Source organism: Mesorhizobium sp. M1D.F.Ca.ET.231.01.1.1 (assembly GCF_003999155.2).
Lineage (GTDB): Bacteria > Pseudomonadota > Alphaproteobacteria > Rhizobiales > Rhizobiaceae > Mesorhizobium.
The window spans coordinates 38,301-50,746 of the sequence record NZ_RZOZ02000014.1; the positions used below are offsets into that span (position 1 = coordinate 38,301).

The window sequence follows — 12,446 nt, forward strand, 5'->3', positions numbered from 1 at the left end:
GGCGGTCAGAAAGTAACACGGTAGTTGAACCACAGGCGCAGCCTCTCGGGTGTAGCGTTAACCAGATATTTCAGGGTTTCCTCAGGCGCCGTCTCGCCGGCCGCGAGCCGGCAGTTGACGCTGTAGGTGCCCAGATCCCCGTAATCGGCCACGCAGGGCCTTTCGGTCAGGTTGCCGCCGAAGGTCGAGGTAACCGAAAGAGACAGCGTGCTGTTCGGATTGGGATGTGTCTGGGTGAGGAAGCCAAGCTTAAGGCTCGGCGCAATGCGGTATTTCTCGCCTTCTTCCCCGGTTCCTACGCCCCACAGGATGCCGTTGTTTTCAGTGAGTTGCGTGAGAAAGTCGACGTGAAGGTCGATCCAGGTCGAGCGGTACCATCGATTGAACGAGACCCAGGTCCCATCCTGCAACTCGTAGCCGCCATTGCCGAGGCCCCTTGCGCGGTCGCTGAGCCATGACCCCTGGTGGATGTTGACAAGCGACGTGGTCATTTCCTGCGCGATTGCCGGCGATGCGCCGAGGAACGCGCACAACAGAAGCGTTGCTGCGCCGGAACCGCTTCGATTGTCGGACTTTTCGCGCACGCGAAGCACCCCGCCCCACCGGATCCGGACAGCGCCTTGTGGCAAGCGCCCCCTCGGGCAACCGACTGTGACCGGATCATGCGCTCGACGTTCGCACGGAGAACGTTACCGTGGGGTTATCCAAGCTGATACGAATATAAGTTTTTGCTTGAATTCGGCGAGGCAGGGCCGTCGCCGGCGGTCGGGACGCAAACGAAGCGAGAGGCGCCTGGTGCGTTTCACGTTTCACGGAAACGTGGAAACGCCCTATCTCCTTGTTTTTACGCAATTCCGGACGGAAAACCGCTCACACTTTTCCTGGAATTGATCCAAAGGCTGCATCCCGCTCGCCGTCTTTGCTGGTGGTCGCACGAAATGGCGACCGGATGCCTCAGGCCGCGTCGCGGACCTTCTGGATACGCGAGCGGATCGCCTCGATCATGGTCTCGCGGATGATGGTTTCGCCGTGGGTCTCGCGCATGTGCTCGACGGCACGGCGCATGACTTCCGCCTCTTCCTCGGCGCGCGTATGCCAGTCACAGCCAGGGACGAGCGTTCCGCATTGGAATTCCTTCATGGGTTTTCCTTTCCTCACTGCGTGGCGGTTCAGCCTCGACCGCTCCAGCTATTGTTGCGCAATCCCGCGTGGAAAACGGGCACTTTCCCGGAATTGCTCATGTGGACAACCATAACACATGTCGCCGGCTTCGGTTGCGTCAAGAGTCGCGCCGTTCGCAAGCCGGTCGAAGTGCCGACGAAACAGAAAGGCGGAGCTGTGCTGCTCCGCCTCCTTGTTGCCTGATCTCGCTAAGCCCGACGGACCGTCCCGACCCGACAACCTTAAATAGATCAATTTTTTCAAAAGGATATTAGACGAAAAAGAAATCGAAGCCGCCACATTGGCCGTCATGTTTCGGCGAATGGGACATCAATGCGGCCGGCGTCCCGCTCACCGGATTTTTACGGCCATCTTACCTCGGGCGGCAGGCTGGACAGGATCGAGGCGACATTGCCGCCGGTCTTCAGGCCGAAGATGGTGCCGCGATCGTGAAGCAAATTGAATTCGACGTAACGGCCGCGCCGGATGAGCTGTTCGTCGCGGTCGCCGTCGGTCCAGTTCTGGTTGAAATTGCCCCGCACCAGATGGGAATAGACGACCAGGAAAGAGCGCCCGACGTCCTGGACGAAATTGAAATCGGCGTCCCAGCCGCCTTTGTCGTCGTCCGAATGCAGCCAGTCGAAGAAGATGCCGCCGACGCCGCGCGGCTCGTCGCGGTGCGGCAGGAAGAAGTATTCGTCGCACCAGGCCTTGAATTTCGCGTGATCGGCGACCGCGGCGTTCTTCTCGCAAGCGAACTGCATGGCGCGGTGGAAGGCGAGCGTGTCGGGGTCGTCCTGGGTACGGCGGCGATCGAGAACCGGCGTCAGGTCGGCGCCGCCGCCGAACCAGTGGCGCGTGGTCACGACCATGCGCGTGTTCATGTGCACGGCCGGCACGTTGGGGTTCCAGGGGTGCGCGATCAGCGAAATGCCGCTCGCCCAGAATCGCGGATCCTCCTCGGCGCCCGGGATCTGCTTCCTGAATTCCGGCGAGAATTCGCCATGGACGGTCGAGGTGTGCACGCCGACCTTCTCGAAGACGCGGCCGCGCATCATCGACATGGTGCCGCCGCCGCCTTTGCCCTCCTCGCGCTCCCAGGCCGTCTTCTCGAAATGACCGGGCGACCATGAGGACAGAGGTCCCTGAAGCTCCTGCTCGATCTGCTCGAACGTGGCGCAGATGCGCTCGCGCAGCGCCTCGAACCAGAGGCGGGCCTTCATCTTCTTCTGCTCGATGTCGGCCGGCAGCCCCACCGGGAGGTCAGGTCGTTCCAATTCCGTCTCCAGCCACGGGCTCGCTTGCCCGACAAATGACTCGTTTTTTCTGCGCGCGATCCCTAATCTCTTAAAGGAAAGGGTCAAGCCCCGTCTGACCAAGGCGCAAAGGAGTTCCTTCGTGCGCACCCCGGCAAGACCGCCGCTGGATGGCTTGAGGAAGAGGCTGGAGCGCTCGCGGGCCGAGCGCGAAAGAGCGCCGCGCGACGGATTCTTGCGCGAGACCTTCGTCCTGCCGCGCTCGGACGCCCGCCTCAAGGCCAAGGAATGGTTCGAGCGCTTCCCCAAGCAGGCCTACTGGACCGAGATCGAAAGCTGGTTCGAACGGCCGGGCGACGTCATCGAGTTCACAATGCGGCGGCTGCCGGCGGCGGACTAAGGTGTATTGATATTCAGGCGATGCCAGCCTGACCTGAACCTCGACACACCTTGATGCGCACCGTCAGGGCACCAGTAGCCGCCTCGCTCCAGTGCCCTCCCGCGCCAGCCGGTCTTCCTTGTTCCTGAGCGGGCATTTGTCGATCGACATGCAGCCGCAGCCGATGCAGTCGGTAAGGCCGTCGCGCAGCTTCTTCAACTGGGCGATCTTGTGGTCGAGCCCGTCGCGCCAAGCCGTTGAAAGCAGATTCCAATCCTCGCGCGTCGGGGTGCGGCCCTCGGGCAGGGATTGAAGCGCCGCGGCGATCTCGGAGAGCGAGATGCCGACCTCCTGCGCTACCCGGATGATCGCCACACGCCGCAGCACGTCGCGGCCGTAGCGCCGCTGGTTGCCCGCGGTGCGATGGCTGCGGATCAGCCCGCGCGTCTCGTAGAAGTGCAGCGCCGACACCGCCACGCCGCTGCGCATGGCCACCTGGCCGACCGTCAATTCCCGTACCGAAGCCATCTCGCAGTTTCCGCTTGACCTCAAGTTAGGTTGAGCTTGTAGCGAGGAAATCCTGACAAGGCAAATGCAGGAGAAGGCGATGTGCGCCTGGGTGAGAATGACGACACAAGCGCAGGCAATCCGCGGCAGCGCGGAAGAGCTATCGATCCTATCCGAGCTGGCGGAGCGCTTCGCCGGCGACCATCGCAACCGACAGCGCGACATTGATGCTGCGCGCGCCCGGGCGCATCGCAATGGTCAGTCGCGCATCCGCCGCCTTGTGAACCTCGTCCGGCACGCCGGCGGATTCGCGGCCGAACAGAAGGATGTCGCCGGCGGCGAAAGCAAACTCCGCATAGGCGGTCGGGGCCTTGGTGGTGAGCAGCACAAGGCGGCGCGCGTTCGCCCTGCGCCATTGCTCGAAGGCGTGCCAGTCGGCATGGCGGGCAAGCGCCGCCATTTCGAGATAATCCATGCCGGCCCGTTTCAGCGCCCGGTCGGACAGCGGAAAGCCGGCCGGCTCGATGATGTCGACGCCGAGATCGAGGCAGGCGGCGAAGCGCAGGATTGTTCCGGTGTTGCCGGCGATATCCGGCTGGTAGAGCGCGATGCGGAGACGATCGTTCATTTCCGCATCCTGCTAATAAGTGGCAGATCGGCCACAGGGATCTCCAGCTTTTGGCGATTTCCGGACTGGCGGGTGGCCATTTTCTGCGAAGTCGAGTATATGCCCAACATCGTCAACCCGAACCGAAGGAGGGAGACCACATGATGACCATGCATTTCCAGCTCCTCTCCGGGGCTCTTGTGTGCCCAGCGGCGGTTTCGGTACGACGATTCTTCTGACACTTTAAGACCTCATCGCACCGATTCCCGCCGAACCCAGTTTTCGGCTTTCGAAGGAATCTCGCGATGTTTTTCAAACTGCCAAAGGGGCGCGCCGCCCCATCCGAACGTGTCAACGCGGACGCTGGTGTCGAGACCGACGCTGGTCGTCGTGTCGAGACCGACGCTTGCCGTCATGCACTGACCGACGCGTTTCCTGCCTCCGGCCGAATGCCGGAGATCGAGTTCGTGTCACCCTTTTTAACGCATTTGCACATGGAGGACGGACCGATGTTCGATCCCTACAAGATACCGGGTTCAAGAAGCCTGCACGAGCGCAAGATGGCGACCTGGGCGCTGCTGATCGGCGAGACCTACTCGTCGGCGGCGCACGCCGAGACGCGCCGGCGTCCGCATCGCGGCATGCTGCCGGACGTCGATTTTTCGCGGGCCGTGCCCGATCCTGGCCGGCCCTCGCTGGTGCGCCGTATCGCAAGGCTGTTCCGGCCGGGCGAGAAAGCGCGGGCTGGCTCCAACGCGCCGTCAGGATCGTCAGGCGAGCCTGTCGGCGAAAAGCCCGCGGCACCCTATATTGCGCGAAGCAGGGCCGGCGATTCGGATGATTCCGTGTCGCCGGCCCGTCGCGCAGCGCGGCCGAACGGCCTTGCCCATCAATCCCGCGCTGCGTGAGCGCATAGACAGTCGAGTGTCTGGAATGTTCCGCTGGTTTGAAAAAAAGCTCGATCCGTTTCCCGCCGCGGAGCCGGCCGAGCCGCCGAAGACGCTGGTCGGCTTCTGCGTGCATTATACGCGCGGGGCCTGGCCCTACATCATGCTGGACGCGATTCTGGTGATGGCGATCGCCCTTGCCGAAGTGTGGATGTTCGGTTTCATGGGCCGCATCGTCGACTGGCTGTCGGCGCAGAACCGACAAACCTTCCTGCAAACTGAGAGCTGGAAGCTGGCCGGCATGGCCTTCATCGTGTTGTTTGCGCTGCCGGGCACGGTCTGGGTGCGTTCGTTGTTCAACCAGCAGACGCTGATGGGCAACTATCCCATGCGCATCCGCTGGCAGGTGCATCGCTACCTGCTCAAGCAATCGATGACTTTCTACCAGGACGAATTCGCCGGCCGCATCGCCACCAAGCTGATGCAGACCGCGCTCGCCGTGCGCGACTGTGTCATGAAGGTTATCGACGTCCTCAACTACGTGATCGTCTACTTCCTCGGCATGCTGTTCATCGTCGGCTCGGCGGACTTGCGGCTGGCCGCACCTTTGGGCGTATGGCTGATCGGCTATATCGCGCTGCTGCGGTATTTTATTCCACGGCTCGGCAAGGTCGGTGAGGAACAGGCCAATGCTCGTTCGACCATGACCGGTCGCGTCGTCGACAGCTATGCCAACATCCAGACGGTGAAGCTGTTTTCCCACGCGCGCCGCGAGGCGGCCTTCGCCAGGGAGGGCATGGCGGGCTTCCTCGAGACGGTCTACCGCTCGATGCGGCTGGTGACCGTGCTCTACGGCCTTCTCTACATCCTGAATGCGCTGTTGCTGTTTTCCGTCACCGCGCTGTCGCTGTGGCTGTGGCTCGGCGATGCGGTGACGATCGGCGCCGTCGCCGTGGTCATCGGCCTGGTGCTCAGGATGTGGGGCATGTCGCAGTGGATCATGTGGGAGATGTCGGGCCTGTTCGAGAACATCGGCACGGTGCAGGACGGCATCCAGTCGATCTCGCTGCCGCGGCTGGTCGAGGATCGCCCGGGCGCCAAGGACATCGCCGTCACCCAGGGCGAGATACGCTTCGAGGACATCCGCTTCCACTACGGCAAGCAGAAGGGCGTCATCGAAAACCTCTCGCTTGTCGTGAAGCCGGGCGAGAAGGTCGGCATCGTCGGCCGCTCCGGCGCCGGCAAGTCGACGCTGGTCAACCTGTTGCTGCGCTTCTACGACCTAGAAAGCGGAAGGATCCTCATCGACGGCCAGGAGATCGCCGGCGTGGCGCAGGATTCGTTGCGCGCGCAGATCGGCATGGTGACGCAGGACACCTCCCTGCTGCACCGGTCGGTGCGGGAGAACATCCTCTATGGCCGCCCTGACGCGACCGACGAGATGCTGATCGAGGCGGCGCGGCGGGCGGAGGCGCTCGATTTCATCGACGGGCTTTCGGACCACAACGGCCGCAAGGGATTCGACGCCCATGTCGGCGACCGGGGCGTCAAACTGTCCGGCGGCCAGCGGCAGCGCATCGCCATCGCCCGCGTCATGCTGAAGGACGCGCCGATCCTCATCCTCGACGAGGCGACCTCGGCGCTCGATTCGGAAGCCGAGGCGGCGATCCAGGAGAACCTTTACAAGCTGATGCAGGGCAAGACCGTGATTGCGATCGCGCACCGGCTGTCGACCATCGCCGCTATGGACAGGCTCGTCGTCATGGACAAGGGCCGCGTCATCGAGGAAGGGTCGCATGAGGAGCTCGTCGCCAAGGGCGGGCTCTACGCCCAGCTCTGGCAGCGCCAGTCGGGCGGCTTTCTGCTCGACGACGCGCCCGCCGAGGCTGCCAACGACGTTATCGCCAAGGGTGAAGCCGCGGAATGATGAAGGCCGTCTACCGCTGGTTCGAAAGCTGGGTCTACCCGTTCCGCGAGCCCGCGAATCTTCGGCCACCCGGCAGCGTCCGCGGCTTCCTCTGGCACTATGTCGGACAAGCGAAGCTCGCCTTCTTCGCCATGCTGATCATCGGCGGCATCGCGCCGCTGGTCGAGGCCGGGCTGTTCTATTTCGTCGGGCGGCTGGTGGATATCCTCGACCAGCTTCCCGGCGAGCGCAGCTGGCATGCGCTGTGGGCTGCCGCCGGGCCGGAGCTTCTGTTCATGGGCGCGGTGGTGCTGATCATCCGCACGCTGGTGGTCGGCCTGTCGGCGCTGGTCGACGAGCAGACGATCACGCCGGGCTTCTACAATCTGGTGCGCTGGCAGGCGCACCGGCATGTCTCGCGCCAGTCCTATGCCTTCTTCCAGAACGATTTCGCCGGCCGCATCGCCACGAAAGTCTGGCAGGCAGGGCAGGCGACGGGCGACCTGATGGAGAGCTTCATCGAAGTCATCTGGTTCATGATCGTCTACACGGTGACGACGCTGGCGCTGGTGGCTGGCCTCGATCTGCGGCTGGCGGTGCTGGTGGTGATATGGATCGTCGCCTTCGCCTGGCTGGCCAGGCGCTATTTGCCGGCGATTCGCAAGCACGCCGAGGCGACAGCCGAGGCCGGCTCGATGATCACCGGCCGCATCGTCGATTCCTATTCCAACGTGCAGACGCTGAAGCTGTTCGCCGCCGACGGCGACGACCACTATATCCGCGGCGGCTTCGACATCTATCTCAACGCGCTGCGTCCGTTCACCCGCCGGCTGACCGGCGTGCGCATGGCGCTGACGACGCTTTCCGGCATCATGATCACGTCAATCGCGGTCTTTGCCGTCTATCTCTGGGTGGAAGGCTCGATCACCGTCGGCGCCGTCGCTTTCACGCTTTCTCTCGTCCTGCGGCTCAACATGCTGCTGGGACGGGTGATGATGCAGCTCAACAGCATCCTCAGGAATCTCGGTGTGCTGGAGAATTCCAAGGCGCTGATCACGCAGCCCCTCGGCCTGACCGACGCCCCGGGCGCCAAGGAGCTGGTGGTTGCCGGTGGCCGCATCGACCTCAAGAACGTCACCTTCCACTACGGCAAGGGGGCAGGGGTTCTGGACGGCATCGACCTCGTCGTGCGGCCTGGCGAGAAGGTGGGGTTGGTCGGTCCGTCAGGCGCCGGCAAGACGACTTTGGCCAATCTCATCCTGCGCCTCTACGACCTCGAGCGCGGCAGGATCCTGGTCGACGGCCAGGATATCGCCGGCGTGACGCAGAATTCGCTGCGCGCCAATATCGGCGTGGTCAGCCAGGACACCGCACTCTTCCACCGTTCGCTGCGCGACAACATCAAGCTCGGCATGCCGGACGCGACCGATGCTGAGGTGATCGCCGCAGCGCGCAAAGCCGAGGCGCATGATTTCATCATGAGCCTGCGCGACAACCGGGAGCGGGCCGGCTACGAGGCCTATGTCGGCGAGCGCGGCGTGAAGCTCTCCGGCGGCCAGCGCCAGCGGGTGGCGATCGCCCGCCTTTTCCTCAAGGATGCGCCGATCCTCATCCTCGATGAGGCGACGTCGGCGCTCGATTCCGACATCGAGGCGGCGATCCAGGAGAATCTGGTGAGGCTGATGGAGGACAAGACCGTCATCGCCATCGCCCATCGGCTCTCGACCATCGCCGCGCTCGACCGGCTGGTCGTGCTCGATGGCGGGCGCATCGTCGAAGAGGGCACGCATGATGAACTTGTGGCGCTCGACGGCCTCTATGCACGGCTCTGGAAACGGCAGTCCGGCGGCTTCCTGTTCAACGAGGAAAGCGTGCTGGAAGAGACGCGCCCGGCGGAGTAGAACGGCTCATGTCGGTCAGAATGCCCAGCAATCTCGGACGGTCAGGCGCGCAGGAGAGCGCGCTCGATCTGCTCGGCCACGAGATCCTCGCCGAAAAGGCGGCAGCGCTTGGCCGCGCCGGCCAGCGCGTCGAGCAAACGCTGGCGAAGCTGCGCGAAAACGGCGAGGGCGGAGATCGCAACCGGCTGCTCAAGGAGGCCGCGGCGGCCGTCCACGGCTATTTCATCCAGCGCGAGCTCTGCGGCTTTCGCAAGCATGACGCCGTGATCCGCGAATACAACATCCCAAGGGCAGTGCTGGTCAGGCTCGGCGCGAGTTAGCTATTCCAGCCATTCGGTGATGAAGCTGCCGTTCTCGTGGATGTCGGTGGTCTCGAGCGGACCGGGGCCGAGATTGGTGAATTTGTGCGGCGTGTCGGGCGGGACGATCAGGATCTGGCCGGCCGAGGCCTCGATCTTTTGGTCGCCGACCGTGAATAGGGCGGTTCCGGAGCGGATGATAAAGAGCTCGGCATAGGGATGCTTGTGCAGGCGCGGGCCACCGCCGATGTCCGGCAGGTAGTTGAAGATCAGACAGCTTCTGGAGCCGAAGGCACCGCACTGCAGCTCGCCTTGCCAGCGGTCGGGCGCTTCAGCCCATTTGTCGCGGTCGATGACATGCGCCATGGGCGCAGAATAGACCGGGCCAACGAGTGCTGTCGAGGCGGACAAGCACCCGTTTTCGCTTCCGATTTCGCGCTGTTTCATGGCCTTCGCCGGTCCGCCGGCAGTGCGTCCGAGCAAGCCGCGCCACGCAGCCGCGACAATGTGCCCTTGTGCCTTCACGCGTCTGGACAAAAACGGGCTTCACGCATAAACCGAACTCCAAATGCCGGAGGAATTCGCTAGCCTGTTCGCCATGCGCTGTCGGGCCGGCGCGATTGAGCGGGGACAAGGCTCGGCCGCCGGCACGGAAAAAGGCGAAAGGATCAGGCACCCGTGAGCGCAACCGACATCCACGATCCCAACCGTCGCGATTTTCTCTATATCGCCACCGGCATGGCCGGCGTGGTTGGCGCAGGCGCCGTCGCCTGGCCGTTCATCGACCAGATGCAGCCGGATGCTTCGACGCTGGCGCTGGCTTCGGTCGAGGTCGATGTCTCCTCGCTGCAGCCCGGCAGCTCGCTGATCGTCAAGTGGCGCGGCAAGCCGGTCGTGGTGCGCAACCGGACCGAGAAAGAGATGAAGGACGGCGAGGCCGTCAACCTCAACGATCTCAAGGATCCGATCGCCCGTAACGCCAACCTGCCGGCCGATGCGCCGGCGACCGACGCCAACCGCACCACCCCTGGCAAGGAAGCCTGGATGGTGATGGTGCAGGTCTGCACCCATCTCGGTTGCATCCCGCTCGGCCAGGAAGGCGATTTCGGCGGCTGGTTCTGCCCGTGCCACGGCTCGCAGTACGACACCGCCGGCCGCATCCGCAAAGGTCCGGCGCCTGAGAACATGGCGATCCCGGTGTTCAAATTCATTTCCGATACCAAGATCCTTATCGGCTGAGGCAGGGGACATTTCGATGAGCGAGGGACACTCCACCTACACGCCGAAGACGGGCATCGGACGCTGGGTCGACGCGCGCATGCCGCTGCCCCGGCTGGTCTATGACAGCTTCGTCGTCTATCCGGTGCCGCGCAACCTCAACTACATGTGGACGTTCGGCGGCATCCTGTCGGTCATGCTGGCCTCGCAGATCCTGACCGGCATCGTGCTGGCAATGCACTACACCTCCGACACCACGCTCGCGTTCGATTCGGTCGAGAAGATCATGCGCGACGTGAATTCGGGGTGGCTGCTGCGCTATCTCCATTCCAACGGCGCCTCCTTCTTCTTCGTCGCCGTCTACATCCATATCTTCCGCGGGCTGTTCTACGGCTCCTACAAGGCGCCGCGCGAGCTGCTCTGGATCCTCGGCTGCATCATCTACCTCTTGATGATGGCCACCGGCTTCATGGGCTATGTGCTGCCCTGGGGACAGATGAGCTTCTGGGGCGCTACCGTCATCACCGGCTTCTTCAGCGCCATTCCGCTGGTCGGCAACTGGATCCAGGAGCTGCTGCTCGGCGGCTTCGCCGTGGACAACCCGACGCTGAACCGCTTCTTCGCGCTGCACTACCTGCTGCCGTTCATGATCGCCGGCGTCGTCGTGCTGCACATCTGGGCGCTGCATGTCGTCGGCCAATCGAACCCGACCGGCATCGAGGTCAAATCGAAGACCGACACCGTCGCCTTCACGCCCTATGCGACCATCAAGGACGCGTTCGGCATGATCGTGTTCCTGTTCTTGTTCGCCTATTTCGTCTTCTACCTGCCGAACTATCTCGGCCACCCGGACAACTACACGGTCGCCAACCCGCTGAAGACGCCGGCCCACATCGTTCCGGAATGGTACTTCCTGCCGTTCTACGCGATCCTGCGCGCCATCACATTCAACATCGGGCCGATCAACTCCAAGCTCGGCGGCGTGCTGTGCATGTTCGGCGCCATCGCCATGCTGTTCCTGGTGCCGTGGCTCGACACCTCCAAGGTGCGCTCCGCGGTCTACCGGCCCTGGTACAAGCTGTTCTTCTGGCTGTTCGTGGCCGACGCCGTCCTGCTTGGATGGCTGGGCTCGCAGCCGGCAGAAGGCAGCTACGTGTTCATGGCCCAGATGGCGACGCTGTTCTACTTCGCCTTCTTCCTGGTGGTCATGCCGGTGCTCGGCCTGATCGAGACGCCGCGCAGGATGCCGAATTCGATCACCGAGGCGGTGCTGGAAAAGAACAAGGGCGGCAGCGGACATCCTGCGCGCGCTGCGGCCGCACCGGAAACCAAGGGCTGAGAATCTAAGGGGATTTGGGTATGAAAAAGATTCTCACCTCGCTGGCGCTGCTCGGCCTGGTGGTCGCGGGAACCGCGGCCATCGCGGCCGAAGAGGAACACAACGCGGCCGCGCCGACGCACTTCCCGATCAACGAGCCGAAGGAAATGAGCTGGAGCTTCGCCGGCCCGTTCGGCACCTATGACAAGGCTCAGCTGCAGCGCGGCCTCAAGGTGTACAAGGAAGTCTGCTCGGCCTGCCATTCGATGAACCTGGTGGCGTTCCGCACGCTGGAAGGCCTCGGCTATTCGGAAGGGCAGATCAAGACGCTCGCCGCCGAATACACCATCCATGACGGCCCGAACGATGCCGGCGACATGTTCGACCGCCCGGGCAAGCCGTCGGATCACTTCCCGGCGCCGTTCCCGAACGAACAGGCCGCCGCTGCCGCCAATGGCGGCGCCGCGCCGCCCGACATGTCGCTGCTCGCCAAGGCGCGCGGCGTCGAGCGCGGCTTCCCGCGCTTCGTCTTCGACATCTTCACCCAGTATGCCCAGGGCGGCCCGGACTACATCCACTCGCTGCTCACCGGCTACGATCAGACGCCGCCGGCCGGCATGGTGATCCCGGAAGGCACACACTACAATCCGTATTTCCTGTCCGGCGTGTCGCTGAAGATGCCGAAGCCGCTCTCGGATGGCCAGGTGACCTATGACGATGGCTCGCCGCAGACTGTCGACCAGTATTCGCGCGATGTCGCCTCGTTCCTGATGTGGGCCGCCGAGCCGCATCTCGAGGACCGCAAGAAGACCGGCTTCCGCGTGCTGGTGTTCCTGCTGCTCTTCGGCGCGCTCGTCTACATGACCAAGCGCAAGGTGTGGGCCGACGTGGCGCACTGAGCCACCGAGGATTGCAAGCTTTGAAAGGGGCGCCGAGAGGCGCCCTTTCGCATTTCACGACAGCGTGATGGGGACGGCCATGTCACATGGCCGTCACTGCGTCCCGCG

General features: G+C 63.6%; 14 protein-coding genes. 8 read left to right on the forward strand and 6 right to left on the reverse strand.

Annotated elements, in window-relative coordinates:
* Positions 1-5 precede the first annotated feature (5 nt).
* The 3 genes from EN874_RS27870 to hemF all read right to left on the reverse strand — a co-directional run bounded on the left by EN874_RS27870 (position 6) and on the right by hemF (position 2,438).
* Positions 6-584 (reverse strand): hypothetical protein, encoded by a 579-nt coding sequence (locus tag EN874_RS27870; protein WP_127427946.1) that lies wholly within the window; start codon positions 582-584, stop codon positions 6-8.
* A gap of 370 nt (positions 585-954) precedes the next feature.
* Positions 955-1,140 (reverse strand): DUF1059 domain-containing protein, encoded by a 186-nt coding sequence (locus EN874_RS27875; protein WP_059188453.1) that lies wholly within the window; start codon positions 1,138-1,140, stop codon positions 955-957.
* Positions 1,141-1,523: 383 nt separating this feature from the next.
* Complete coding sequence (gene hemF, locus EN874_RS27880) at positions 1,524-2,438, reverse strand: oxygen-dependent coproporphyrinogen oxidase (protein ID WP_127427947.1); 915 nt, start codon at positions 2,436-2,438, stop codon at positions 1,524-1,526.
* A gap of 121 nt (positions 2,439-2,559) precedes the next feature.
* On the opposite strand from hemF, the gene EN874_RS27885 reads away from it, so the two are divergent.
* The gene (locus EN874_RS27885) at positions 2,560-2,817 is read left to right on the forward strand and encodes a hypothetical protein (protein WP_127427948.1); all 258 of its coding nucleotides are present in this window, start codon (positions 2,560-2,562) and stop codon (positions 2,815-2,817) included.
* A gap of 63 nt (positions 2,818-2,880) precedes the next feature.
* Here EN874_RS27885 and soxR read toward each other — a convergent pair whose 3' ends face one another.
* Both soxR and EN874_RS27895 read right to left on the reverse strand, forming a co-directional pair.
* Positions 2,881-3,324 carry a redox-sensitive transcriptional activator SoxR gene (gene soxR, locus EN874_RS27890; protein WP_127427949.1) on the reverse strand — a complete coding sequence of 148 codons (444 nt, stop codon included), beginning with the start codon at positions 3,322-3,324 and terminating at the stop codon, positions 2,881-2,883.
* A gap of 148 nt (positions 3,325-3,472) precedes the next feature.
* Positions 3,473-3,931 carry a tRNA (cytidine(34)-2'-O)-methyltransferase gene (locus EN874_RS27895; protein WP_126088019.1) on the reverse strand — a complete coding sequence of 153 codons (459 nt, stop codon included), beginning with the start codon at positions 3,929-3,931 and terminating at the stop codon, positions 3,473-3,475.
* A 488-nt stretch (positions 3,932-4,419) separates the two neighbouring features.
* Here EN874_RS27895 and EN874_RS27900 point away from each other — a divergent pair, with 488 nt between their 5' ends.
* The 4 genes from EN874_RS27900 to EN874_RS27915 are packed head-to-tail and all read left to right on the forward strand — an operon-like array spanning position 4,420 to position 8,924.
* Positions 4,420-4,818 carry a hypothetical protein gene (locus EN874_RS27900; RefSeq protein ID WP_245513728.1) on the forward strand — a complete coding sequence of 133 codons (399 nt, stop codon included), beginning with the start codon at positions 4,420-4,422 and terminating at the stop codon, positions 4,816-4,818.
* 25 nt (positions 4,819-4,843) lie between these two features.
* The gene (locus EN874_RS27905) at positions 4,844-6,724 is read left to right on the forward strand and encodes an ABC transporter ATP-binding protein (protein WP_127427951.1); all 1,881 of its coding nucleotides are present in this window, start codon (positions 4,844-4,846) and stop codon (positions 6,722-6,724) included.
* A complete protein-coding gene (locus EN874_RS27910; protein ID WP_127427952.1) occupies positions 6,721-8,604 on the forward strand; it encodes an ABC transporter ATP-binding protein in 1,884 nt (627 codons plus the stop codon). Before EN874_RS27905 ends, EN874_RS27910 begins: the two co-directional genes overlap by 4 nt.
* A gap of 8 nt (positions 8,605-8,612) precedes the next feature.
* Positions 8,613-8,924: a DUF6665 family protein gene (locus tag EN874_RS27915; protein WP_126088023.1), complete on the forward strand. Its 312-nt coding sequence runs from the start codon at positions 8,613-8,615 to the stop codon at positions 8,922-8,924.
* On the opposite strand, the gene EN874_RS27920 is transcribed toward EN874_RS27915, so the two are convergent.
* The gene (locus EN874_RS27920; protein ID WP_127428080.1) at positions 8,925-9,269 is read right to left on the reverse strand and encodes a cupin domain-containing protein; all 345 of its coding nucleotides are present in this window, start codon (positions 9,267-9,269) and stop codon (positions 8,925-8,927) included. It lies immediately after the preceding gene.
* Between the two features lie 312 nt (positions 9,270-9,581).
* Here EN874_RS27920 and petA point away from each other — a divergent pair, with 312 nt between their 5' ends.
* From petA to EN874_RS27935, 3 genes are read left to right on the forward strand one after another with little or no spacing between them, the layout of a single operon-like run.
* Positions 9,582-10,142 carry a ubiquinol-cytochrome c reductase iron-sulfur subunit gene (petA, locus tag EN874_RS27925; RefSeq protein ID WP_126088024.1) on the forward strand — a complete coding sequence of 187 codons (561 nt, stop codon included), beginning with the start codon at positions 9,582-9,584 and terminating at the stop codon, positions 10,140-10,142.
* Between the two features lie 16 nt (positions 10,143-10,158).
* Positions 10,159-11,460 carry a cytochrome b N-terminal domain-containing protein gene (locus tag EN874_RS27930; protein ID WP_127427953.1) on the forward strand — a complete coding sequence of 434 codons (1,302 nt, stop codon included), beginning with the start codon at positions 10,159-10,161 and terminating at the stop codon, positions 11,458-11,460.
* A gap of 20 nt (positions 11,461-11,480) precedes the next feature.
* Positions 11,481-12,338 (forward strand): cytochrome c1, encoded by an 858-nt coding sequence (locus EN874_RS27935; protein WP_127427954.1) that lies wholly within the window; start codon positions 11,481-11,483, stop codon positions 12,336-12,338.
* Positions 12,339-12,446 lie beyond the last annotated feature (108 nt).

Excerpts from the sequence above, each read along its gene's own strand:
- EN874_RS27875 (WP_059188453.1), bottom strand. The coding sequence starts at position 1,140 with ATGAAGGAATTCCAATGCGGAACGCTCGTCCCTGGCTGTGACTGGCAT.
- soxR (WP_127427949.1), bottom strand. The coding sequence starts at position 3,324 with ATGGCTTCGGTACGGGAATTGACGGTCGGCCAGGTGGCCATGCGCAGC.
- EN874_RS27895 (WP_126088019.1), bottom strand. The coding sequence starts at position 3,931 with ATGAACGATCGTCTCCGCATCGCGCTCTACCAGCCGGATATCGCCGGC.
- EN874_RS27900 (WP_245513728.1), top strand. The coding sequence starts at position 4,420 with ATGTTCGATCCCTACAAGATACCGGGTTCAAGAAGCCTGCACGAGCGC.
- EN874_RS27905 (WP_127427951.1), top strand. The coding sequence starts at position 4,844 with ATGTTCCGCTGGTTTGAAAAAAAGCTCGATCCGTTTCCCGCCGCGGAG.
- EN874_RS27910 (WP_127427952.1), top strand. The coding sequence starts at position 6,721 with ATGATGAAGGCCGTCTACCGCTGGTTCGAAAGCTGGGTCTACCCGTTC.
- EN874_RS27915 (WP_126088023.1), top strand. The coding sequence starts at position 8,613 with ATGTCGGTCAGAATGCCCAGCAATCTCGGACGGTCAGGCGCGCAGGAG.
- EN874_RS27920 (WP_127428080.1), bottom strand. The coding sequence starts at position 9,269 with ATGGCGCATGTCATCGACCGCGACAAATGGGCTGAAGCGCCCGACCGC.
- EN874_RS27930 (WP_127427953.1), top strand. The coding sequence starts at position 10,159 with ATGAGCGAGGGACACTCCACCTACACGCCGAAGACGGGCATCGGACGC.
- EN874_RS27935 (WP_127427954.1), top strand. The coding sequence starts at position 11,481 with ATGAAAAAGATTCTCACCTCGCTGGCGCTGCTCGGCCTGGTGGTCGCG.